This window comes from Vibrio sp. D431a, from assembly GCF_030248655.1.
GTDB classification, from domain to species: Bacteria; Pseudomonadota; Gammaproteobacteria; order Enterobacterales; family Vibrionaceae; genus Vibrio; species Vibrio alginolyticus.
The window spans coordinates 170,758-194,047 of sequence record NZ_JAHGAP010000027.1; the positions used below are offsets into that span (position 1 = coordinate 170,758).

General features: G+C 44.6%; 20 protein-coding genes and 2 tRNA genes. 3 read left to right on the forward strand and 19 right to left on the reverse strand.

Features of this window, described 5'->3' with window-relative positions; genetic code table 11:
* Window positions 1-3 precede the first annotated feature (3 nt).
* From KJB35_RS22185 to rlmE, 17 genes are all read right to left on the reverse strand, one after another.
* The gene (locus KJB35_RS22185; RefSeq protein WP_005386425.1) at window positions 4-1,350 is read right to left on the reverse strand and encodes an MATE family efflux transporter; all 1,347 of its coding nucleotides are present in this window, start codon (window positions 1,348-1,350) and stop codon (window positions 4-6) included.
* A 123-nt stretch (window positions 1,351-1,473) separates the two neighbouring features.
* Window positions 1,474-1,896 carry a MarR family winged helix-turn-helix transcriptional regulator gene (locus tag KJB35_RS22190; protein ID WP_005380103.1) on the reverse strand — a complete coding sequence of 141 codons (423 nt, stop codon included), beginning with the start codon at window positions 1,894-1,896 and terminating at the stop codon, window positions 1,474-1,476.
* 99 nt (window positions 1,897-1,995) lie between these two features.
* Window positions 1,996-2,916, reverse strand: coding sequence for a lipoprotein NlpI (nlpI, locus tag KJB35_RS22195; RefSeq protein WP_005380101.1), 921 nt, complete (start codon window positions 2,914-2,916; stop codon window positions 1,996-1,998).
* 178 nt (window positions 2,917-3,094) lie between these two features.
* Window positions 3,095-5,230, reverse strand: a complete 2,136-nt coding sequence (gene pnp / locus KJB35_RS22200; protein WP_054574827.1) for a polyribonucleotide nucleotidyltransferase — start codon at window positions 5,228-5,230, stop codon at window positions 3,095-3,097.
* A 292-nt stretch (window positions 5,231-5,522) separates the two neighbouring features.
* Window positions 5,523-5,792, reverse strand: coding sequence for a 30S ribosomal protein S15 (gene rpsO / locus KJB35_RS22205; protein WP_005380094.1), 270 nt, complete (start codon window positions 5,790-5,792; stop codon window positions 5,523-5,525).
* 141 nt (window positions 5,793-5,933) lie between these two features.
* Window positions 5,934-6,887, reverse strand: coding sequence for a tRNA pseudouridine(55) synthase TruB (gene truB / locus KJB35_RS22210; protein ID WP_017820421.1), 954 nt, complete (start codon window positions 6,885-6,887; stop codon window positions 5,934-5,936).
* Window positions 6,887-7,282, reverse strand: coding sequence for a 30S ribosome-binding factor RbfA (gene rbfA, locus KJB35_RS22215; RefSeq protein ID WP_005380087.1), 396 nt, complete (start codon window positions 7,280-7,282; stop codon window positions 6,887-6,889). Before rbfA ends, truB begins: the two co-directional genes overlap by 1 nt.
* Before the next feature lie 114 nt (window positions 7,283-7,396).
* Window positions 7,397-10,108 (reverse strand): translation initiation factor IF-2, encoded by a 2,712-nt coding sequence (gene infB / locus KJB35_RS22220; RefSeq protein WP_005380086.1) that lies wholly within the window; start codon window positions 10,106-10,108, stop codon window positions 7,397-7,399.
* Between the two features lie 22 nt (window positions 10,109-10,130).
* A complete protein-coding gene (nusA, locus tag KJB35_RS22225) occupies window positions 10,131-11,618 on the reverse strand; it encodes a transcription termination factor NusA (RefSeq protein ID WP_005380084.1) in 1,488 nt (495 codons plus the stop codon).
* Between the two features lie 36 nt (window positions 11,619-11,654).
* Complete coding sequence (gene rimP, locus KJB35_RS22230; RefSeq protein WP_005386424.1) at window positions 11,655-12,110, reverse strand: ribosome maturation factor RimP; 456 nt, start codon at window positions 12,108-12,110, stop codon at window positions 11,655-11,657.
* A 225-nt stretch (window positions 12,111-12,335) separates the two neighbouring features.
* Window positions 12,336-12,412, reverse strand: a tRNA-Met gene (locus KJB35_RS22235).
* 56 nt (window positions 12,413-12,468) lie between these two features.
* Window positions 12,469-12,552 (reverse strand) — tRNA-Leu (locus KJB35_RS22240).
* Between the two features lie 16 nt (window positions 12,553-12,568).
* On the reverse strand, window positions 12,569-12,907 hold the full coding sequence (gene secG, locus KJB35_RS22245) for a preprotein translocase subunit SecG (protein WP_005380080.1): 339 nt from the start codon (window positions 12,905-12,907) through the stop codon (window positions 12,569-12,571).
* A gap of 220 nt (window positions 12,908-13,127) precedes the next feature.
* Window positions 13,128-14,468 carry a phosphoglucosamine mutase gene (glmM, locus tag KJB35_RS22250; protein ID WP_005388992.1) on the reverse strand — a complete coding sequence of 447 codons (1,341 nt, stop codon included), beginning with the start codon at window positions 14,466-14,468 and terminating at the stop codon, window positions 13,128-13,130.
* 19 nt (window positions 14,469-14,487) lie between these two features.
* Window positions 14,488-15,318: a dihydropteroate synthase gene (gene folP, locus KJB35_RS22255; protein ID WP_017820419.1), complete on the reverse strand. Its 831-nt coding sequence runs from the start codon at window positions 15,316-15,318 to the stop codon at window positions 14,488-14,490.
* A gap of 52 nt (window positions 15,319-15,370) precedes the next feature.
* On the reverse strand, window positions 15,371-17,344 hold the full coding sequence (ftsH, locus tag KJB35_RS22260) for an ATP-dependent zinc metalloprotease FtsH (RefSeq protein ID WP_017635895.1): 1,974 nt from the start codon (window positions 17,342-17,344) through the stop codon (window positions 15,371-15,373).
* 108 nt (window positions 17,345-17,452) lie between these two features.
* Entirely contained in the window at window positions 17,453-18,082 is a 630-nt protein-coding gene (rlmE, locus tag KJB35_RS22265; RefSeq protein WP_005388985.1) for a 23S rRNA (uridine(2552)-2'-O)-methyltransferase RlmE, read from the reverse strand.
* 138 nt (window positions 18,083-18,220) lie between these two features.
* Between rlmE and yhbY the strand changes: the two genes are divergently transcribed.
* Window positions 18,221-18,517 carry a ribosome assembly RNA-binding protein YhbY gene (yhbY, locus tag KJB35_RS22270; RefSeq protein ID WP_005380066.1) on the forward strand — a complete coding sequence of 99 codons (297 nt, stop codon included), beginning with the start codon at window positions 18,221-18,223 and terminating at the stop codon, window positions 18,515-18,517.
* 84 nt (window positions 18,518-18,601) lie between these two features.
* On the opposite strand, the gene greA is transcribed toward yhbY, so the two are convergent.
* Entirely contained in the window at window positions 18,602-19,075 is a 474-nt protein-coding gene (gene greA / locus KJB35_RS22275) for a transcription elongation factor GreA (RefSeq protein ID WP_005380065.1), read from the reverse strand.
* Between the two features lie 545 nt (window positions 19,076-19,620).
* On the opposite strand from greA, the gene KJB35_RS22280 reads away from it, so the two are divergent.
* Entirely contained in the window at window positions 19,621-20,643 is a 1,023-nt protein-coding gene (locus tag KJB35_RS22280; RefSeq protein ID WP_005380064.1) for a porin, read from the forward strand.
* Window positions 20,644-20,829: 186 nt separating this feature from the next.
* Window positions 20,830-22,251 carry a serine-type D-Ala-D-Ala carboxypeptidase gene (dacB, locus tag KJB35_RS22285; RefSeq protein WP_005380063.1) on the forward strand — a complete coding sequence of 474 codons (1,422 nt, stop codon included), beginning with the start codon at window positions 20,830-20,832 and terminating at the stop codon, window positions 22,249-22,251.
* Here the strand turns inward: dacB and KJB35_RS22290 are convergent.
* Window positions 22,230-23,075, reverse strand: a complete 846-nt coding sequence (locus KJB35_RS22290; RefSeq protein WP_005380062.1) for a magnesium transporter — start codon at window positions 23,073-23,075, stop codon at window positions 22,230-22,232. The two genes, dacB and KJB35_RS22290, sit on opposite strands and share 22 nt — an antisense overlap.
* Between the last annotated feature and the right edge of the window lie 215 nt (window positions 23,076-23,290).

Consider the following 23,290-nt stretch of genomic DNA (forward strand, 5'->3'; position numbering starts at 1 on the left):
TTGTTAGCAGGCTTGCACCCTTGGTTCGACAGAACTCTCATTAAGCAGCTTTTTCACATCTCGCCACAACATACTGATCACGACCAAACTCAATGCAATGTTAGACAATGGGAAAGCTAACCAAATGCCTGTCACGCCGAAAAGTTTCGGCATAATGAATAAGAATGGCAACTGGACCAGCATGTTGCCTAGTGTTACAAACATGGCTTTGCTGCCTTTGTTTACTGATTGATAGTACGCGGCCGCCACAACTAAAAAACCATCTAAGAACAACGCAAACATGTGTAAACGAATCCCGATCACCGTGCTATCAATCAACTGTTGGTCTGCATTATTAAACACCGCAACCAGTTCGTACGGGAAAAGGTTCATCAAAACAACGAACGCCACCCCGCCAAGCACAGATGTCCCCATCGCGACCTTTAATAACTTTCTAATGTTATCCTGATTACGTGCACCGTGGTTGAAGCTCACTAAAGGCTGCATACCATTCGCAATTCCTTCGGCTATCAGATAGTAAACCGTCACGATGTACCCCAAAATCGCGTACGCTCCGATCAACATTGCACTTCCGTATTGAGCAAATAACGCGTTGTGCAGTGCCACCATCACAGAGCCGTAGGCGTACATAAAGAAACTTGATGTACCTATCATGATAATCTTTGGTGCAGCATCAACCTGAACTTTGAAGTCGCTGATACGAAGGCGTAATGTTGCTTTTGAAGTAAAGAAGTAACCAATACCGAGCACAGTGACCACTAATTGTGCAAGTGCAGTGGCAATAGCGGCTCCGGTTAACTCCCACTCCAACCAAGCAATAAATACGTAGTCTAATGCAATGTTAATAACGGCACCGATGACCATCAAAATCGTTGCTAAGTTCGGGCTGTCGTCATTGCGTAACAGAAACGGAACCGCGATAGAACCCAACGTGAATACGCACGCGACAATCAGAATATGCAAATATTGCAGCGCAAGTTCAAACACTCGCCCTTCCGCACCTTGCCAGCGAATAAATTCATCCGAAAACAAGAACAATATTGTAGCAACGACCGGCATCAATGCCGCTAACAACGTCAATCCGGTCGTTAGGATTCGCTTAGCGCCTTCATGATCGTTCTCTCCTTGCTTGATCGAAGTCAGCGCGCCAGTCCCCACCCCAATCATCATTCCTATACCTAGGATCGAGCCGATAATAGGCCACGCAACATTGATCCCAGCTAATCCGTCAGCGCCAACATAACGGCCAATAAAAATGCCATCAACTATTTGATACAAACCGTTTACGAGCATTGCTGCGACGGTTGGAATCGTATATTTCCAAAACTGTCTATAAATTGAGTTTTGCATGACTGTCACCAGTAGTTAGCAAAGCTAACCATTTAATTAGCAAGACTAACTAAATGGTTAAATTAAATAAAAAAAGATGAAACAACAAAAACTAAACCATACAGCTGAGGTCTTTGCTTTAGTTTAAAATGACTTATTACTCAATGCTTTATTCAGTAAAGCTTGTAACTGCTCAGCTTCTTGCTGATTTAATTGTTGCATCATTTGGTCAGAGATATCTTTGTACACTACCTGCTCCAAAGACATTTTTTCTGCGACTTCTTCCGTAAGCAACACACGCTTAGCACGAGCATCCTCATTACATGCGATGCGTTTCACCAAACCCTTTTTTTCCAAACGCACAACCATTGTCGATGCGGAAGGCTTAGTCACTTGCAGCTCTTCTGCAAGATCGGTTATTCGCACACCCTCAGGGTAAACCTGAATCACACGTAAATAATCGAACTCATTAAAGCTTAGATGTGATAATGGATCTTCTTTGGCATAGACACGCCAAGCTTTGGCGCAAAAACGCTCTAAATCAATCAAGCTTTCTTCTAATGCCATAAAAGCCACCACCACTTAGTTAGCAAGACTAACTATTTTAAATGAGTCACTCATCAAGTTCAATCATAAAAAAAGCCGCTCTCATCGAGCGGCTCTAAATCATTCAATTTCCAGCTTCTTGGCAGCCTTTAACTTGGCCAATCTATCTTGCTGTAATTGATCGTAAATTTGCGCCAGCTCCAAGAAAGAATAGCGATGCTCAACATAATCGTAAACGTTGAACGAAATCGCGAGCTTATAAAGTGAGATGGCACTTGCGATATCACCTTCAAGCTGATTACGCTTTCCAAGGTAGAAATACGTTTCCGTCAATCGTTCAGCTAGGCGATAGTTCTCTCTCGTTCCATCCATAATTGCTTTAAGCGCGTCTTCGTCCGAGACGTCTCGTAGCATGATGGCAACAAGAACCCATCCCCACTCTTCACTACGATCTCGTAAATAACGCTGTTGAAGATTGGCTTTTGCTTGCTCTGGATTTTGCTCAGCTTCGATGATGTACAGCCATAATGAACGAAAAGGATCCGTTGGCATTTCTTGATAATGCTTGGTCATATCTTCTAAAGCGAGATCGATTCGGCCACCATAATACAGTGCAATCGCACGGTTGCGCTCAGCATAGGTATTATCAGGAGCCAACTCTATGGTCGAGTCAAACGCTTCATATGCCGCATCAAACTCTCCTACTTGGGTAAAGTATACTCCCAAAAGATTGAAGATGTCCGGCTGAGCAGGATTCAACTGCAAAGACTGGTTAAAGTCCAAACGGGCAAGATCACGTAAACCAACGCTGTCGTAGTAGCTACCGCGCTCATAATGCATTTTAGCGCGCACTTCATCACTAAGGTCGGGACGTTGTAGCAACTGCGAGAGACGCGCGATTTGTACTTCTTGTTGAACACTAGGCTGAAGTGGCACCGCCATCGGTGGATATAACCACTTTTGTGCTGATTGTTGAGAAGTATTTGCACAACCGGTCAGCGCGATAGCAACACATAAAATTGCGGTTTGAAACCATTTCACTAATTGATACTCCTGTTTGGACCGCTCAAGATTTATTTCTCTTAATGCAATATAGGCGATAACCTCGTTTGAGGTTAATACATCGAAACAAACCAAAAAAGGGGAGCGAAAATGCTCCCCTTTTATAACATGCTTTCAGGCCCTTAATCTAATAAAAGGCTGAAAGTCTCATTTTGTCTTACTCGTCTTTAGCAGCTGGTGCTTCAGCAGCAGCTTCTTCAGCTGGCTTTTCTACCGCTTCTTTCATGCTTAGACGTACACGGCCTTGGCGGTCGATTTCAAGAACTTTAACTTGAACTTCTTGACCTTCAGCTAGGTAGTCAGACACTTTCTCTACGCGTTTTTCTGCGATTTGAGAAATGTGTACAAGACCATCTTTGCCTGGAAGAACCGTTACGAATGCACCGAAGTCTGCTAGACGTGCAACTTTACCTGTGTAGATACGGCCCACTTCAACTTCAGCAGTGATCTCTTCGATACGGCGGATAGCTTCTTTCGCAGCAGTGCCTTCAGTTGCCGCAATCTTGATAGTACCGTCGTCTTCGATTTCGATAGTTGTACCAGTCTCTTCAGTTAGAGCACGGATAACTGCACCACCTTTACCGATAACGTCTTTGATCTTCTCAGCGCTGATCTTCATCGTGTGAATACGCGGAGCAAATTCAGAGATGTCTTCACGAGCACCAGAGATTGCTTCATCCATTACAGATAGGATGTGCTTACGTGCGCCTTGAGCTTGGTTAAGCGCAATTTGCATGATTTCTTTAGTGATGCCTTCGATCTTGATGTCCATTTGAAGTGCAGTGATACCAGTGTTAGTACCTGCTACTTTAAAGTCCATGTCACCTAGGTGGTCTTCATCGCCAAGGATGTCAGAAAGTACAACGAAATCGTCACCTTCTTTAACAAGACCCATTGCAATACCAGCAACAGATGCTTTGATTGGTACACCTGCGTCCATAAGCGCAAGAGAAGTACCACATACTGAAGCCATTGAAGATGAACCGTTAGATTCAGTGATTTCCGATACAACACGTACTGTGTATGGGAACTCATCAACAGAAGGCATTACTGCAGCAATACCACGCTTCGCCAGTTTACCGTGGCCGATTTCACGACGCTTAGGAGAACCTACAAAACCAGTTTCACCTACACAGTATGGAGGGAAGTTGTAGTGCAGTAGGAAGTGATCTTTACGCTCACCAGTTAGCTCATCGATGATTTGAGCATCACGCTGAGTACCTAGCGTTGCCGTAACGATCGCCTGAGTTTCACCACGAGTGAATAGCGCGCTACCGTGAGTACGAGGAAGAACACCAGTACGTACATCTAGTGCACGAACCATGTCTTTTTCACGGCCATCGATACGAGGGTTACCTGCAATAATACGGCTACGTACTACTGTCTTCTCTAGATCATGGAAGATAGTGTGGATTTCTTTTGTATCTGCTTCAGGATCTTCAGCAAGAAGAACTTCATTTACTTCCGCAGCGATCTCATGGATGCGGTCGTAACGAGCCATTTTCTCAGTAATTTGGTAGGCTTCAACAAGTTTAGCTTCTGCTAGATCAGCAATCTTATTTTTAAGCGCTGTGTTCTCTTCAGGAGCAACCCAATCCCAAGCAGGAGTTGCAACTTCTGCTTTGAATTCGTTGATAGCTTTAATAGCAACTTGTTGTTGGTCATGACCATAAACAACCGCCGCTAGCATTTCTTCTTCAGTTAGGTTGTCCGCTTCTGACTCAACCATCAATACTGCTGACTCTGTACCTGCAACAACAAGGTCAAGCTTAGAAGTTTCTAGTTCAGTTTGGCTAGGGTTAAGTACAAGCTGACCATCGATATGACCAACACGCGCCGCACCGATAGGGCCGTTGAATGGAATGCCAGAGATAGCAAGAGCAGCAGAAGTACCGATCATTGTAACGATATCTGGCTGAACATCTGGGTTTACAGACATTACTGTCGCGATAACCTGAACTTCGTTTTTAAACGCGTCTGGGAATAGCGGACGGATTGGACGGTCGATTAGACGAGCTGTTAGCGTTTCGCCTTCAGAAGGACGACCTTCACGTTTGAAGAAGCCGCCTGGGATTTTACCCGCAGCGTAAGTACGCTCTTGGTAGTTAACCGTTAGTGGGAAGAAGTCTTGACCTGCAACGGCTTCTTTTTTACCTACAACAGATACGAATACAGACGTATCATCCATTGTGACCATAACTGCTGCTGTAGCTTGACGTGCAATAACGCCAGTTTCTAAAGTAACTGTGTGGTTACCGTACTGGAACGTTTTAACAACTGGTTTTTCGAACATTGTTATTCCTTGTTTCTAATCTTCCTTTAGTGCTTAAAGAAATCTTAGATGTGTTAATTGACACTCAAGGCATTACGAATCGCGACTAGTAAAAAGAAACTCGGAAGTTCCTTTTGAATAGTCGCGACCTTTTGGTCGACGTGGTTGACTGTAATGCTATGAGCTTTTGAGAAAACCTCTTACAAGGTTTAGCCGCCAGTATTATAACGGCATAAGTCTAATTTGGCTAAATTTAGGCAACAAAAAAGGGGCATAAAGCCCCTTTTTAGACAAACTGCTATGCAGTCGCTGATTAGCGACGTAGGCCTAGACGTTTGATTAGGTCTTGGTAGCGAGCTAGGTTTTTACCTTTTAGGTAATCTAGAAGCTTACGACGACGAGAAACCATGCGTAGAAGACCACGACGGCTGTGGTGATCGCCTTTGTGCGCTTTGAAGTGACCTTGTAGGTGGTTGATAGAAGCTGTAAGTAGAGCTACTTGAACTTCTGGTGAACCAGTGTCGCCTTCGCCTTGTGCGTATTCTGCAACGATTGCTGCTTTAGTTTCTGCATTCAGAGACATAATTCTCTCCTAATAAGAGTAGGTTTAAAGTTGTAGCAGCCAATCTCTGATTCAGCCGCTACGCGAAGCGCGGATTATAGGGAAATTTCCTATCTCGTGCAATATAAAAATACCGACACTCAGGTCGGTATTTTCAATCATTTACTTGGATGCAACGTCATCTCGGAACACGACCAATCGCTTAGGAGCGATTTTGCCATCTTCGTTCATTTCGCCAACGCCAATAAACAAGCGTTCTTCACCCATAGTAAGGCGAAGTGAGCCCTCTGTCGGAGCACCAAATACTTGAACGGGCTGCCCATGTTGGACCATATCCGCCAGTTCAGGCACCAAGTTGACTTCTGGTAAGTCTTCTACCGCTGTATCCATTGGCAAAAGCAGTGGGTCCAGTAGTTCTCGAGGCGCTCGTTCCTCGCGGTGAGCTTGCTCTAGCAACTCATTTAGTTGCTCAAGTGTTACCATATTCTCGTAAGGGTATTTAGCAACACCAGTACGACGAAGCATAGTTACGTGCGCACCACAACCTAACATTTCGCCCAGATCATCAACGATAGTACGAATATAGGTACCTTTAGAGCAGTGCACTTCCATCTCTACTTCATCGCCTTCAAAACGGTGAAGAACAATCTCATATACCGTGATCTTACGAGATTCACGCGGAACTTCGATGCCTTTACGAGCGTATTCATACAAGGGTTTACCTTGATACTTCAACGCAGAGAACATGGAAGGCACTTGATCAGATTCACCACGGAACTGATCGATGCACGCTTCTAGCTTGTCTAACGTAACATCGACTGGACGCGTCTCTACAACTTCACCATCCGAGTCAGACGTATTGGTACGTTCACCCAGCTTTGCGATCACACGGTAGCGTTTATCAGAATCAAGAAGAAACTGAGAAAATTTTGTCGCTTCACCCAAGCAAATTGGCAGCATGCCTGTCGCTAATGGGTCCAAGGCTCCAGTGTGGCCTGCTTTCTCAGCAAAGTAGATTCGCTTTACTTTTTGCAGTGCATCATTGGAAGAGATACCTGTTGGTTTGTCCAACAGTATAACGCCATTAATTGGACGACCTTTACGACGACGAGCCATTATTCTTCGTCCTCACGACCAGAATCTTTTTGCTTTTGTTTGTCTGAACTAACGACTTCAGACACTAGGTTAGACATACGCATACCTTCAACAAGCGTATTGTCATAGTGGAAGCGGATTTCTGGCGTTAAACGTAGACGAATACGCTTACCTAACATCATGCGAATGTGCACTTCGTGCTCACGTAGCGCTGCTAGACATGATTCAGGTGTTTGCTCACCCACACACAGGAAGGTCACAAATACTTTTGCGTAAGCTAGGTCACGAGAGACTTCTACGTCTGAGATCGTCACCATGCCAAGGCGAGAGTCACGAACTTCACGTTGAAGGATCATCGCTAGTTCTTTTTGCAGCTGCTGTGCAACGCGCTGCGTGCGGCTAAATTCTTTTGACATATCTTTACTCTTATATAGAAAGAATGGGGGGTTGGTCAAAGCCAGCCCCCCATGGTGTATTCAACAACCAATTACTACTTATCTTTCAAAGACAATATTAGTAATTTTAGTCAATTAGTCTAGAGTACGTTTAATTTCAACGATTTCGAAGACTTCGATTTGGTCACCAACGCGAACATCATTGTAGTTCTTAACGCCGATACCACATTCGTAGCCATTCTTAACTTCTTGAACGTCATCTTTGAAACGACGTAGTGACTCTAGTTCACCTTCGTAAATAACAACGTTATCACGTAGTACACGGATTGGGTTGTTACGCTTGATCACACCTTCTGTAACCATACAACCAGCGATAGCGCCCAGTTTCGGTGACTTAAACACGTCACGAACTTCAGCAAGACCAATGATCTCTTGCTTGAATTCTGGAGCAAGCATACCGCCCATTGCTTGTTTCACTTCATCAATCAATTGGTAAATGATTGAGTAGTAACGTAAGTCAACAGCTGCGGCTTCAACAGCACGGCGAGCAGAAGCATCTGCACGAACGTTAAAGCCAAGGATGATTGCGTTTGAAGCTTCCGCTAGTACTACGTCAGTTTCCGTAATACCACCTACACCAGAACCAACGATGTTCACTTTAACTTCGTCAGTAGATAGCTTAACTAGTGAGTCAGCGATTGCTTCTACAGAACCTTGAACGTCTGCTTTAAGTACAACGTTAAGTTCAGCAACTTCACCGGCAGTCATGTTAGAGAACATGTTCTCTAGTTTAGATTTCTGCTGACGAGCAAGTTTCACTTCACGGAACTTACCAGCACGGTAGTTAGCTACTTCACGCGCTTTACGCTCGTCACGAACTACTGTTGCTTCATCACCTGAAGATGGTACACCTGAAAGACCTAGGATCTCTACAGGGATAGATGGGCCAGCCGAAGTAATTTCTTTACCTAGCTCATCACGCATTGCACGAACACGGCCGTATTCTTGACCACAAAGAACGATGTCGCCTTTGTTTAGTGTACCTGATTGAACAAGTACTGTTGCAACTGGACCACGACCTTTATCTAGGCGAGATTCAACAACAACACCAGATGCCATGCCCTCAGCTACAGCTGTAAGTTCAAGAACTTCAGACTGAAGAAGGATTGCTTCTAGAAGACCATCGATGTTTGTACCCTGTTTAGCAGAGATGTGAACGAACATGTTCTCACCGCCCCACTCTTCAGGAATAACGTCGTATTGAGCAAGCTCGTTCTTAACGTTATCTGGGTTCGCGTCTTCTTTATCGATCTTGTTCACAGCAACAATTAGAGGAACGCCTGCCGCTTTCGCGTGCTGAATCGCTTCTACTGTTTGTGGCATTACGCCATCGTCTGCTGCAACTACAAGAACAACGATATCTGTTGCTTGAGCACCACGAGCACGCATTGCAGTAAACGCTGCGTGTCCAGGAGTATCAAGGAACGTGATCATGCCGTTGTCTGTTTCAACGTGGTACGCACCAATGTGCTGAGTAATACCACCCGCTTCGCCAGAAGCAACGTGTGTGCGACGGATGTAGTCAAGTGTTGACGTTTTACCGTGGTCAACGTGACCCATGATAGTAACAACTGGAGCACGTGGAACTGCTTCCGCGTTAGTGTCACGGTCAGATAGTACCGCTTCTTCCAGTTCGTTCTCTTTACGAAGAACTACTTTATGGCCCATTTCTTCAGCAACAAGTTGTGCTGTTTCTTGGTCGATCACTTGGTTGATAGTCGCCATAGCGCCCATCTTCATCATTACTTTGATAACTTCTGTCGCTTTAACCGACATCTTGTTAGCAAGTTCTGATAGAACGATCGTTTCGCCAATTACAACGTCTTGCTTAGCAACCGTTGCTGACTTATCAAACCCGTGCTGCATTGAAGTCGGCTTAGCAAGTTTGCCCTTACGACCTCTACCGCCACGTTGGTTGTTACGGCCACCGCGAGCTTGGTCGTCTTTACCCGAAGCTGCTTTTTTCTTCTTACGACGACCGCCTTCTACTTTGCGATCTGCTTCATCTTCGGCTTCACGTGCGTATTGTGAAGTCGTTACATGGTAATCTGTATCTTCCATATCACCCTTTTTCTCTTCTGCAGCAGACCAACGCTCTTTATTCTTTTCAGCCAATTCGCGAGCTTCTTCAAGCTTGCGCTGACTTTCCTCTTCAGCCTTACGCTTAGCTTCTTCTTCCTGACGACGTTTAAGCTCGTCGGCCTCTTTTCGCGCTGCTTCTTGCTTAATTTTCTCTTCAGCATCACGCTTTGCTTTTTCTTCAGCATTACGTTGTGCATTCGTATCTACGTCTCGCTTCGCTTTTTCTTCAGCTTCACGTTTCGCTTTTTCTTCCGCTTCACGTTTTGCAGCTTCTTCAGCTTCACGTTTTGCAGCTTCTTCAGCTTCACGTTTTGCAGCTTCTTCTGCTGCACGTTTTGCTGCTTCTTCTGCTTCACGTTGTGCTGCTTCTTCAGCTTCACGTTTCGCTTCATCTTCAATTGTGCTGCGCTTCACGTATGTACGTTTTTTGCGCACCTCAACCTGAACATTCTTACTCTTACCACCACCCGCGTTCACACTAAGTGTACTACGAGTTTTACGCTGAAGCGTAAGGCGAGTCGGCTCTGAATCACCTGATTTATCACCGTGTTCTTTCTTTAAATGAGAGAGAAGCTTCTGCTTCTCTTCATCAGTAACATTGTCAGAGCTCGCCTTTTTAATGCCAGCGTCAGCAAGTTGTTCAATCAAGCGGTCGACTGGCGTACCAATCTCATCACTCAGTGCTTTAACTGTTAATTGTGTCATGCCGCTTCCTCCTTGCCGAAAATTATGCTTCTTCGCCGAACCAACAGATGTTACGTGCGGCCATAATTAGCTCACCTGCACGTTCTTCGGTCAGGCCTTCGATACCTTCTAAGTCGTCAATACCTTGGTCAGCAAGATCTTCCAGTGTCGCTACACCTTTCGCTGCCAATTTAAATGCCATCTCACGCTCAAGACCTTCAAGTGCAAGTAGGTCCTCAGCTGGTTCTAGACCTTCAAAAGACTCTTCTTGTGCTAGTGCGATCGTCGTTAGTGCATCTTTTGCACGTCCACGAAGCTCTTCGATTAGTTCTTCATTCAAACCATCGATTTCTAGTAGCTCGTTAACTGGCACGTATGCGATTTCTTCTAGCGTTGAGAAACCTTCTTCAACAAGAAGTTGAGCGAAGTCTTCTTCAATATCTAGGTACTTCATGAAGTTTTCAATAGATGCTTGTGATTCTTCAGCGTGTTTCTTCTGAAGATCAGCAACTGTCATAACATTCAGTTCCCAACCGGTTAGTTGAGATGCTAGACGCACGTTTTGACCGTTACGACCAATAGCTTGCGCTAGGTTGTCAGCTTCAACTGCGATGTCCATTGAGTGTGCATCCTCATCAACGATGATAGAAGCAACATCAGCTGGCGCCATTGCGTTGATAACGAATTGAGCTGGGTTATCATCCCAAAGAACGATATCGATACGCTCACCACCAAGTTCGCCAGAAACAGCTTGTACACGTGCACCACGCATACCAACACACGCACCTACAGGGTCGATACGTTTGTCATTTGTTTTGACAGCGATCTTAGCGCGAGAACCAGGATCACGTGCTGCGCCTTTCAACTCGATAATATCTTCTGCGATTTCAGGCACTTCAACACGGAACAGTTCTGCCAACATTTCTGGCTTAGAACGAGTGATGAACAATTGGAAACCACGTGCTTCAGGCGCGACTTTGTAAAGAAGGCCACGTACGCGGTCGCCTGGACGGAAGTTTTCACGAGGAAGTTGGTCATCACGCAGGATTACCGCTTCAGCGTTATTACCAAGATCAAGCACGATTGTGTCACGGTTTACTTTTTTCACGACACCAGTGATTAGATCACCTTCATTGTCGATGAACTGTTCAACGATTTGTGCGCGCTCAGCTTCACGAACTTTTTGTACGATAACTTGCTTAGCAGTTTGAGTCGTAATACGGTCAAACGTTACTGATTCGATTTCGTCTTCTACGTAGTCGCCAAGCTCGATTGAATCATCTTCGTATTGCGCTGCTTCTAGTGAGATCTCTTTTGTAGGGTTCTCAACGTCATCAACAACTAACCAACGGCGGTAAGTTACAAATTCACCGGTTTTACGGTCAATGGCAACACGTACGTCGATTTCGATTTCGTATTTTTTCTTTGTAGAAGTTGCTAGAGCAATCTCAAGAGCCTCAAAGATACGCTCACGAGGTACCGCTTTTTCGTTCGATACCGCTTCTGCTACCGCTAAAATTTCTTTACTCATTGTATTTAGCCTCTAAGCTTAAACTTTTTTAGGGAACTAAAATTTAGGGATCAGGTTAGCTTTGGAAATGTTACTTAGAGCAAACTCTTCTTGCTGACCGTCTACAGTAATTGTCACTGTTTCGCCATCAACACCGTGGATAATACCTTTCCACTTACGACGGTTTGCTACAGCCATTTTCAATACGATGCTGACCTCGTGACCAATAAATTGCTCGTAATGTGCTGCTTTAAAAAGTGGTCTTTCTAAACCTGGAGAAGACACTTCTAGGCTGTAAGCAACAGAAATTGGATCTTCAACGTCTAAAACTGCACTAACTTGGTGGCTAACTTCTGCACAGTCGTCTACGTTAATACCATTTTCATGGTCAATGTAGATACGTAACGTTGAGTGCGCGCCTGCACGAATGAATTCTAATCCAACTAACTCATAACCTGATGCCGCTACTGGCGCGTCAAGCATTTCAGTAAGTTGTCTTTCTAAACCAGTCATTTAACCACTCCAGAAACAAAAAAAGGGCTCAGAGCCCAATCAAAAAACCAAGCAGTATCTGAGCTATTTCAAAAAGCTCAGATAACAAAAAACCCCGATAGTCGGGGTTTTATGCTGCTGGACCCTGATACGTTAAGAATAGCCAACAATTGCTTTTCTTAACTCGTAGTGTGGTTAGCACTACGCAAACTTGCCAATCTACGATTTCCTTTTAAAGAAAGAGATTGGTTGCGGGGGCCGGATTTGAACCGACGACCTTCGGGTTATGAGCCCGACGAGCTACCAAGCTGCTCCACCCCGCGTCCGACTTGCTGAGCATTATACTCGCAAACAAGTGATTTACAAGTTTGTAAATACATGGTGCCGAGAGAGGGACTCGAACCCTCACACCTAAGGCACTAGCACCTCATGCTAGCGTGTCTACCAATTTCACCATCTCGGCATCAAAACCTTACAGCTTATTGAGGAATTTCATCACCCGCTGGGGCAGGAACTTCACTCGCTGCATCCTTAACTTGTTCAACAACTGGTTGACCTAACGTTGGGTCTACCCATTGTGATTCAGTCTGGTGCGTAGACATACGACCAAGTAACAAGCTAACGATAAAGAATACGGTTGCTAAAATAGCAGTTGTTCGGGTTAAGAAATTACCTGAGCCGCCAGCACCAAACACTGTGTTTGAAGCACCAGCACCGAACGAGGCTCCCATATCTGCGCCTTTACCTTGTTGAATCAACACAAGGCCAATCACACCAAGCGCTGCCAACAGGTAAATCACAAGTAGAACTGAAAACATTTTTTCCACCTATGTTCCAAATTGTTGAGCCAGCGCCGTTCAAAAGAATAAATCATTATGAACAAGGCTAGCGACCTCCTAACGGGAGGCGGAGCAATACTAGCGAAAGCCAGTAACGCTGACAAGGGAAAATTAGTAAAAAATCAATGCCAATGCGTTAAGCGCTCAAAAAAAGGGCAAAAGATGCCCTTTTCATTCAAGACATGCTTTAACGCAATGATTAACAACTTGCTTTAACAGCCTCAGCGATTTTCAATGCTGAGTGTTGAACTAGTTCACCATCTTCGCCTTCCACCATAACGCGGATCAAAGGCTCAGTGCCAGACTTACGCAGCAGTACACGCCCTTTATCACCAAGTGTCGCCTCTACTTCAGCGACAGCGTTTAATACAGCTGTAGCTTCAAGAGGGTTACTTTCTCCTGAGAAACGGACATTTTCTAAAACCTGAGGATATAATGTCATTCCTTGCGATAGTTCATATAAAGACATATCGCTGCCAATTACAGAAGCAAGTACTTGAAGTGCAGCAACAATCGCATCGCCGGTTGTGACTTTATCTAATAAGATCACATGGCCTGAGTTTTCAGCACCAATTTTCCAACCTTTTTCTAGCAGTTGCTCCATGACATAACGGTCACCAACAGCAGCACGTACAAACGGAATGCCTAGCTGCTTTAAACCATTTTCCATACCCAAGTTAGTCATTAGTGTACCAACAACACCACCCTTTAGCTCACCACGACGAAGTGCATCACGAGCGATGATATAAGCAATTTGGTCACCATCAACTTTGTTACCTAGGTGGTCGACCATAATGATGCGGTCACCATCACCATCAAATGCGAGACCAAGATGCGCTTGCTCTTCAACAACACGCTGTTGAAGAGCTCGTACGTCTGTTGCGCCCACTTTTTCATTAATGTTGATGCCGTTAGGCTCTACGCCCATAGCGATAACTTCTGCCCCAAGTTCTTTGAAAACATTTGGAGCGATGTGGTACGTTGCACCGTGCGCACAGTCTACTACGATCTTAAAGTTCGCAAGGCTCAACTCAGATGGGAAAGTACTCTTACAGAATTCGATGTAACGACCAGCTGCATCATTTAGGCGGGTTGCTTTACCAAGCTCAGCAGACTCCACACATTCAATTTCTTTATCTAACTCAGCTTCGATCGCCAATTCGATATCGTCAGGTAGCTTAGTACCCTCAGAAGAAAAGAATTTAATGCCGTTGTCGTAATATGGGTTATGTGATGCAGAAATCACAATACCAGCCTCGGCACGGAAAGTCTGAGTTAAATATGCCACAGCTGGAGTTGGCATGGGACCAGTAAATGTTGCTTTAAGTCCCGCAGCTGCAAGGCCAGCCTCTAGTGCAGATTCAAGCATATAACCTGAAATACGTGTATCTTTACCTATGATAACTTTCTTTGTGCCTTGTTTCGCTAGTACACGACCAGCAGCCCAGCCAAGCTTAAGTACGAAGTCTGGAGTGATTGGGTATTGTCCTACTTTACCGCGCACACCGTCAGTACCAAAGTAACGTCTTTCATTCGACATAAACTTTCCTTTATTATTTTTAAATATTGTTTTTCGTCATCTCAACAACTTTCATCGCTTCGATTGTCTCTTCAAAGTCATGCACGCGAATGATCTGCGCGCCTTTCATCGCGGCAATCGTAGCACAAACGACACTTGCGTTCGTACACTCTGCCGCTGGCTTGTCTAACAGTTTGAAGATCATGGATTTACGAGACATGCCAGCCAAAATAGGCAGGCCGAATTCATGAAACTTTTCAAGATGAGCAAGCATATGATAATTGTGCTCGATTGTTTTGCCAAAGCCAAACCCAGGATCGAGAATCAGTTGAGATTTATCAATCCCTGCTGCTTCACACGCCGCGATACGTTCTTCTAGAAAAGCCGACACGTCCCCCATTAAATCATCATAATGAGGGTCAACTTGCATGGTCCTAGGCTGACCTTTCATATGCATCAGACAAATTGGAAGGTTTGCTTCTGCTGCGACTTCCAGAGCACCTGGCTCTTGCAGCGAGCGGATGTCATTGATCAAATCAGCCCCAGCATCAATTGCTTGACGCATCACTTCTGCTTTACTGGTGTCAACGGAAATCCATACATCATATTTTTCACGAATGGCTTTGATTACTGGGACAACACGCCTAAGCTCTTCTTCCAAAGACACATCCGGTGCACCAGGTCTTGTTGATTCACCACCAACATCAACAATACTTACACCAGCCTTTATCATTTTATCAACTTGAGCAAGAGCAAGTTCAATTGAGTTGTATTTACCGCCATCCGAAAAGGAATCCGGTGTCACATTTAGAATGGCCATGACATGTGGACGCGAAAGGTCCAAAGATTTGTTATTTGCTGTAATCATCATCATAAACACAAAAACCCCGAGATAACTCGGGGTTTAATATTATCGATACTCTTTATTCAGAGTCTTTCTTTTCAGGCGCTTCGTTAGAAGTTGTTTCAGAAGAGCTAGGCTGTTCTGCATCTTTCGCAGTCTCCGTTGCTTCTTCTTTAACTTCTTGCTTTGCTTGAGGCTTGTCGCTGTCTTCTGGTTTGCTTGCTGAGTTATCACTCCAGCCCGCAGGCTCACGAATTTCAGCTTTGCGCTCCATTAAGTCATCAATCTGGCGAGCATCAATGGTTTCATACTTCATCAGCGCATCTTTCATCGCATGCATGATATCCATGTTCTCTTGAAGAATCTTCTTCGCACGATCGTAGTTGCGGTCAATGATCTGACGAACTTCGTCATCAATCAACTTCGCTGTATCGTCAGACACATGTTTAGTCTGAGTTACACTACGTCCTAAGAACACTTCGCCTTCATCTTCTGCATACAGCAGAGGGCCAAGCTTTTCAGAGAAACCCCATTGAGTAACCATCTTACGAGCAATATCTGTTGCGCGCTCGATATCATTAGAAGCACCGGTTGATACTTTGTCAGCACCGTAGATAAGTTCTTCTGCTAAACGACCACCGTACAAGCTAGAAATCATTGATTCTAGGTGTTGGCGAGACATACTCACGCGGTCCTGCTCTGGAAGGTACATTGTTACACCCAACGCACGACCACGTGGAATGATAGACACTTTGTACACTGGATCGTGTTCAGGAACCAAGCGACCAACAATCGCGTGACCCGCTTCGTGGTATGCGGTTGACTCTTTCACTTCCTCAGACATCACCATTGAACGGCGCTCAGCACCCATCATGATTTTGTCTTTCGCCAGTTCAAACTCAACCATAGAAACGTTGCGCTTGTTACCTCGCGCAGCAAACAAGGCTGCTTCGTTAACTAAGTTTGCTAGGTCAGCACCAGAGAAGCCTGGTGTACCACGTGCGATGAGAGAAGGCTCTACATCACCCGCTAGAGGGACCTTACGCATGTGAACTTTTAGGATCTGTTCACGGCCACGTACATCTGGAAGACCAACTACTACTTGGCGGTCAAAACGACCAGGACGCAGTAACGCAGGGTCCAGCACATCCGGACGGTTAGTCGCAGCTATAACGATAATACCTTCGTTACCTTCGAAACCATCCATCTCAACGAGCATTTGGTTTAGTGTTTGTTCACGTTCATCATGACCACCACCAACACCTGCGCCACGTTGACGACCTACCGCATCGATCTCATCGATAAAGATGATACAAGGTGCAGCTTTCTTTGCTTGTTCAAACATGTCACGCACACGAGATGCACCAACACCAACGAACATTTCTACGAAATCAGAACCAGAGATAGTAAAGAATGGTACTTTCGCCTCACCGGCAATGGCTTTCGCTAGAAGCGTTTTACCCGTACCAGGAGGACCAACCATTAGAACACCCGTTGGAATCTTACCGCCCAGCTTTTGGAAGCGGCTTGGATCGCGTAGGTAGTCCACCAGCTCTTTCACGTCTTCTTTTGCTTCGTCACAACCTGCAACGTCAGCAAAAGTTGTCTTGATTTGTTCTTCGCTCATCATTCGAGCTTTGCTCTTACCAAAAGACATGGCGCCTTTACCACCGCCGCCTTGCATTTGACGCATGAAGAAAATCCATACACCAATTAGTAAGATCATTGGGAACCAAGAGATGAAGATAGTACCCAGCAAGCTTTGCTCTTCTGGAGGCGTGCCTTGTACTTTCACGTTTTGGTTAATTAGGTCATCTAGAAGCTTTTGGTCATACACTGGCATGTAAGTGACCATTTTGGCACCGCCGCCACGACGAACAAAGCTAATTTCACCGTCTTTAAAAGTTGCTTCTTGAATCTGGCCTTGGCCAACTTCCTGTACAAACGTGGTGTAATCCACGGTTCTGCCATTGCTTTCTCCAGGGCCAAAGCTCTGGAATACCGACATCAATACGACGGCGATAACAAGCCACAGAATTAAATTTTTTGCCATGTCACTCAAGGTGTAAGCCTCTCGATAACTAATTGTAATTAAAGGTAGGGTACTACAGTTCATTAACTGTAGCTATAGTGTTAACACGCTCTCAAGAGAGCAAAATGGTTAACCTTTGTAACCAGTGGCTACGACGAAGACCTCTCGAGAGCGAGCTCGCGATGAGTCTGGTTTTCTAATTTTTACGGCTTTAAACATGTCTCGGACTTCTTTCACATACTGATCGAAGCCTTCCCCTTGGAAAACCTTTACGACAAAGCTACCATTAGGCGCTAGAACTTGTCGACACATATCTAAAGCTAATTCAACTAAATACATAGCGCGAGGTTGATCAACAGAATTGTTTCCCGCGATGTTAGGCGCCATATCAGACATTACTACGTCTACCATGGAAGGTTGGATCCTTTCTAGCAAAGCTTCCAATACCGCATCATCACGAAAGTCGCCTTGTAAAAAGCTAACGCCAGCAATCGGGTCCATAGGAAGCAAGTCACACGCGATGATCTGACCACTGTCCCCTACTATCTTAGCAGCATATTGAGACCATCCGCCCGGCGCAGCCCCCAAGTCGACGACTGTCATTCCAGGCTTTAACAATTTATCTTTCGTTTGAATCTCATCGATCTTGAAATAAGCACGTGAGCGGTAGCCTTTTTTTCGGGCTTCATTCGCGTATTTATCATCAAAGTGTTCTTTCAACCAACGACCAGAACTAGCCGAATGTTTTTGTTTACTCATTTTAATCCCAACAAGGCACAAATTGGAGCTATTGTTTTAATAGGCGCTACCTATTACTCAATAAATTATAGTCTTCAGCAATAGATGGCGTTAAAATAGCTTTTTTCAACCCTTATTTTAAAGAAAATTGGCCGCGTAATGAACCTAAGCACCAAACAAAAGCAGCACCTTAAAGGCCTAGCTCACAGTTTAAAACCTGTTGTGCTAATGGGCGCAAATGGACTTACAGAAGCCGTGCTAGCAGAAATTGAAATCGCTCTTAACCATCACGAACTTATCAAAGTAAAAGTTGCTTCGGAAGATCGTGAAACAAAACAGCTAATCATCGACGCTATCGTACGTGAGACGGGCGCTGAAAAAGTTCAGACTATTGGTAAAGTGCTTGTGCTATATCGCCAGTCTGAAGAGCGTAAAATCGAAATCCCTCGTAAGTAACTCTACTTACGTTGCTGAAGAAAAAAGGTCGCCTGAGGCGACCTTTTTGCGTTTTATCAGAGTAGTAATGCTACTCCAAACGTCTTAGATATATTCTACTCGGTCAATTTCGAAGTCTTTCGCGCCACCTGGAGTTTGAATAGCAACTTCATCGCCTTCCATCTTACCAATCAGGCCACGAGCAATAGGTGAGCTCACTGAAATGCGACCTGCTTTGATATCGGCTTCGTCATCACCAACGATTTGGTACGTTTTTTCTTCTTCGGTGTCGATATCAATCAAGGTTACGGTTGAACCAAAAATAACTTTACCCGTGTTCTCCATCTTCGTTACATCAATAACTTGAGCAACTGACAGTTTGTATTCAATGTCACGGATTTGTGCTTCACAAATGCCCTGCTCTTCACGAGCGGCGTGATATTCAGCATTCTCTTTTAAATCACCTAGCTCACGAGCTTCAGCAATTGCCTCTGAGATCTGAGGACGTAGTTTAAGTAGACGATCGAGTTCTGCACGTAGCTTTTGCTCGCCACGTAGTGTCATTGGAACTTTTTCCATTTTATAACCTCAAGCCCAAATGGGTCTTTGGACAAAAAAAGCCCACCCTGTCATAGGACTGGGTAGTGCGCTTAAAGATGTATTTCGTTTAGTGTAAACAAACTCCCGGACGAAATCATCTTAATTCGAAAGACAGCAAGACTATGCCTTTTCGGCATAATGATATAACTCACTTTTAGAGCGGTTCTAGGGCGAATCACCTTCTCAATTTATTGAAAAACAACACTGTTCATTACACCAAAAACCTCAAAAAAGATAAAAACTAATCAATGTCAGGCCAATGTCATTGCCAATAATTTCAATCAAAAACAGTAATTTAAATAAAAACAACGCACAATTGAACAGTGTTCATCAGTGGGATTTATATCATTTTACTAACTCATACGGAAACTTTAGCAGTAAAACATGTCCAGCGAGTTGTTAGATCAATGGCTTACAAGTACGAACTATATCGCTCAATTAGCCAATTTTGGACCAACAACTTGTGAGAGATCACCTCTCCCCCATACAACAATGATTATGGACAGCTAACTAGGACAAATAAGATGAAAAAGACTCTAATTGCTCTTTCTGTATCTGCAGCAGCTATGGCAACTGGCGTAAACGCAGCTGAACTTTACAACCAAGACGGTACTTCTCTAGAAATGGGCGGCCGTGCTGAAGCACGTCTATCTATGAAAGATGGCGACGCTCAAGACAAATCTCGCATCCGTCTAAACTTCCTTGGTAAACAAGAAATCAATGACAACCTATACGGTGTTGGTTTCTGGGAAGGTGAATTTGAGACTGCTCAAAACGGTACTGTAGACGGCGACGACAAGAGCGATCTAGAAACTCGTCTTGCTTACGCTGGTCTTGGCGGTGCTTACGGTGAGTTCGCATACGGTAAAACTGAAGGTGCACTAGGCGTTATCACTGACTTCACAGATATCATGGCTTACCACGGTAACTCTGCAGCAGACAAACTAGCTGTATCAGACCGTACAGACAACATGATGGCTTACAAAGGCCAGTTTGAAAACCTAAGCGTAAAAGCAAGCTACCGCTTCGCTGATCGTATGGAAAACAAAAACACTGGTGAGTACTACGACAACAAACAAGACGGTTACTCTCTATCTGCAATCTACGCTCTAGCTGACACTGGTCTTGAGCTAGGTGCTGGTTACGCAGATCAAGACAAAGCTAACGAGTACATGCTAGCTGCATCTTACACAATGTCTGATCTTTACTTCGCTGGTGTATTCACTGACGGCGAGAAAATGGAAGATTCAAACAACAGTAACACAGTTGATTACACTGGTTACGAGCTAGCGGGTGCTTACACTCTAGGCCAAACAGTATTTACAACATCATACAACAATGCAGAAACTAACAACGAAACTTCTGCAAACAACTTCGCTGTTGATGCTTCTTACTACTTCAAGCCTAACTTCCGTGGTTACATTTCTTACAACTTCAACCTGATTGATGCAGGTGACAAGTTTGGTTCAACTGACACGAGCAAAACAGTTGCAACTAAGATCGATGCTGAAGACGAGCTAGCTCTAGGTCTACGTTACGACTTCTAATTCCGGTCTTTGACTAGAATATCGAATGCCCGCTTTAAGCGGGCATTTTTTATACTTAATTTTAAGCAGCGCGCCTTTCTCTCGTGTCTCATTCATGAAGACATTTGAAGCATTTCTTTAGTTACCTAGCATATTGAAAGGACTTGCGTATACTCAATCACATAACTCACCTTAGAAAGTATCATTATGCGTTTACGTTGGCCCTTGCTCATATTCTCTTCATTACTTTCTGCTTTTTCACAAGCGTACCCTCATCAAGAAGTGCTGCCTGAAGGCGCCCGCATCAGTTTAGTTGCGGAAAAACTCAGTGAAAATGCTGAGCTTGACGGTGTTCATCCTACCGAACAACTGTTCCCACCAGCGAGTACATTAAAAATCGTCACCGCATTAGCCGCAAAGCTAGAACTGGGTGATAATTTCCGGTTTCGAACCAAGCTGGAAACGTCGAACTCAGATGCAGTGATTTACTTTGTCGGCGACCCAACACTCCAAACCAACGACTTAAAATCACTCCTCACTCTAGCTAAGAAAAATGGCTTAAAACGGATTAACGGTGACCTATGGCTCGATAACAGCGCATTCACTGGTTATAACCGTGCGGTGGGCTGGCCATGGGATATCTTGGGAGTTTGCTACAGCGCTCCGGCATCGACCATCACACTCAATAACAACTGTGTACAAGCCTCTATCTATACACAAAAAGATGGTGGAACGCGGGTCTACGTACCAGAGCATCAACCTATTCGTGTCACAAGTACCGTAGAAACAGTTTCTAAAACCATTAAGAAAAGTCGTCATTGTGACTTAGGTTTAGTTGCAAATCCCGATAACAACTACAAGCTAACAGGGTGCTTGGTTGAAAGAGACAAACCATTGCCACTGAAATTTGCGGTTCAAGACCCTGAGCGTTACACCAGTCAAAGGTTGGCGGCTTTGCTCAAGGAGCTCAACATTGGGGTATCAGGACAGATTAGGGTCGGTACGGCGCCAGAAAAGCAGCGAAAACTCATCGCAATGCATCAATCAAAAGCCTTACCAGACATTCTCGAAGATATGCTCAAAAACTCTGACAACTTGATTGCCGACACATTAACCAAAACACTTGGTGCTAAATTTTTCGTTCAGCCAGGCAGTTTTACTAACGGTACAGAAGCGATCAAGCAGATCATTTTCGCCAACACTGGTATTGATATTCGTAATGCGCGCCTAGAAGACGGCTCAGGACTTTCGCGAAATAACCGGATCTCCGCGACCAAGATGGCTGAAATGCTGCGCTATATTTGGAAGCATGAAAACGAACTCAAATTGATTGCCATCATGCCGAAATCAGGTGAATCCGGCACATTAAAGTACCGACAAAGTATGCGAAAACTTCCAATTAAAGGACAGCTGATCGCGAAAAGTGGCTCTATCTACGGGACTTACAATATGGCTGGATATGGCTTGGACAAAAATGGTCAACCTAACACCATTTTTGTTCAGTTTGTTTCAGACTACTTCCCAGAAAAAAGGGACGACAACACACCTGTCATCGCCCCGATTACACATTTTGAGCAGCTTTTTTACAATGACATTGTGAACTTTAGTCAGGCAATACCTAAGAAATAGTTCACCACGTTAAAGTAAATCCACATTCCTGAAATATCGACGATAGATGCAAGAACTGGACTCACCAATACGGCTGGGTCCAACTTGCAAGCTCGTGCAATAATTGGCAACAGCCCGCCCAATGTTGTAGAAATGGTGACTTGAATGAACAGCGCAACTGCTATTGCCAGTGCGATATCGGTCAGTTCAAAGCCTCCTGTTGATTGTCCTGCACTAAATAACATAATGCGTCCAATCATCACGATAGCGATCGCTAGCGCAATAAATAGAGCGACTCGGCTCTCTTTCCACAAAACTTCTAACCATTGGCGCTTTTTTAACTCTCCAGTAGCAAGAGCACGAATCACCAAAGTTGCTGCTTGTGTTCCTGTGTTACCACCAGCAGCTGCAATCACTGGCATGTACACTGCAAGTAAAACAAGCTGACTAAGGGTGTCCTCATACTGAGCGATGATCAAGCCTGACACTATCCCTAAAAGAGCCAGCGCAATGATCCATCCAATACGCTGTTTTACATGCCCTAAAACACTAGTTGATAAATAACCATCGGGTGTATCAACTTCAGACATATGCAGACCCAGTTGGTGAGCATAATGACGTGCGCGTTTGTCATGACCTGCTTGCTCAAGTTGAGCAATAAGACTATTCACATAGCCGACAGAGCAATGCTGTAAAATACCTACAGCCTCATCAATCGGCATAACCGTAAGCAAATGGACTTGTTGCTCTTGCTCGTACTGCAAGAATGCATTGCGAGCTGCACCAATTTCTACTTCAGAAAAGTTTGGTGTTGTTTCAATAAAAGTGTTGTTCATTACCGTCATGGCGAATCTCCCGATTGGCATTGGTAACGACCATCGACAAAGCATGAAAAGCCACTCTTGCACGCTAAAAGTCAGACAACAATTAAGATGCACAGAGAAAACCAATGCGAATGCACTGTCTATTCAGAATGTATGAAGGAAATAACGAGAAGAAAATTAGAAAAGATGCCTCACCACTTAGGTAAGGCGGAGATCGCCAATACCGAAGCGGGTTA

Coding starts and splice junctions, on each gene's coding strand:
- rpsO (WP_005380094.1), bottom strand. CDS start 5,792: ATGTCTCTGAATGCAGAAACTAAAGCAGCAATCGTTGCAGAATACGCA.
- truB (WP_017820421.1), bottom strand. CDS start 6,887: ATGGCTCGTCGTCGTAAAGGTCGTCCAATTAATGGCGTTATACTGTTG.
- greA (WP_005380065.1), bottom strand. CDS start 19,075: ATGGAAAAAGTTCCAATGACACTACGTGGCGAGCAAAAGCTACGTGCA.
- infB (WP_005380086.1), bottom strand. CDS start 10,108: ATGACACAATTAACAGTTAAAGCACTGAGTGATGAGATTGGTACGCCA.
- rimP (WP_005386424.1), bottom strand. CDS start 12,110: ATGACTGGTTTAGAAAGACAACTTACTGAAATGCTTGACGCGCCAGTA.
- yhbY (WP_005380066.1), top strand. CDS start 18,221: ATGAACCTAAGCACCAAACAAAAGCAGCACCTTAAAGGCCTAGCTCAC.
- KJB35_RS22185 (WP_005386425.1), bottom strand. CDS start 1,350: ATGCAAAACTCAATTTATAGACAGTTTTGGAAATATACGATTCCAACC.
- KJB35_RS22290 (WP_005380062.1), bottom strand. CDS start 23,075: ATGACGGTAATGAACAACACTTTTATTGAAACAACACCAAACTTTTCT.
- nusA (WP_005380084.1), bottom strand. CDS start 11,618: ATGAGTAAAGAAATTTTAGCGGTAGCAGAAGCGGTATCGAACGAAAAA.
- secG (WP_005380080.1), bottom strand. CDS start 12,907: ATGTTTTCAGTTCTACTTGTGATTTACCTGTTGGCAGCGCTTGGTGTG.
- ftsH (WP_017635895.1), bottom strand. CDS start 17,344: ATGGCAAAAAATTTAATTCTGTGGCTTGTTATCGCCGTCGTATTGATG.
- rlmE (WP_005388985.1), bottom strand. CDS start 18,082: ATGAGTAAACAAAAACATTCGGCTAGTTCTGGTCGTTGGTTGAAAGAA.
- glmM (WP_005388992.1), bottom strand. CDS start 14,468: ATGTCGAATGAAAGACGTTACTTTGGTACTGACGGTGTGCGCGGTAAA.
- KJB35_RS22190 (WP_005380103.1), bottom strand. CDS start 1,896: ATGGCATTAGAAGAAAGCTTGATTGATTTAGAGCGTTTTTGCGCCAAA.
- KJB35_RS22280 (WP_005380064.1), top strand. CDS start 19,621: ATGAAAAAGACTCTAATTGCTCTTTCTGTATCTGCAGCAGCTATGGCA.
- pnp (WP_054574827.1), bottom strand. CDS start 5,230: ATGTTCGAAAAACCAGTTGTTAAAACGTTCCAGTACGGTAACCACACA.
- dacB (WP_005380063.1), top strand. CDS start 20,830: ATGCGTTTACGTTGGCCCTTGCTCATATTCTCTTCATTACTTTCTGCT.
- folP (WP_017820419.1), bottom strand. CDS start 15,318: ATGATGATTACAGCAAATAACAAATCTTTGGACCTTTCGCGTCCACAT.
- rbfA (WP_005380087.1), bottom strand. CDS start 7,282: ATGTCAAAAGAATTTAGCCGCACGCAGCGCGTTGCACAGCAGCTGCAA.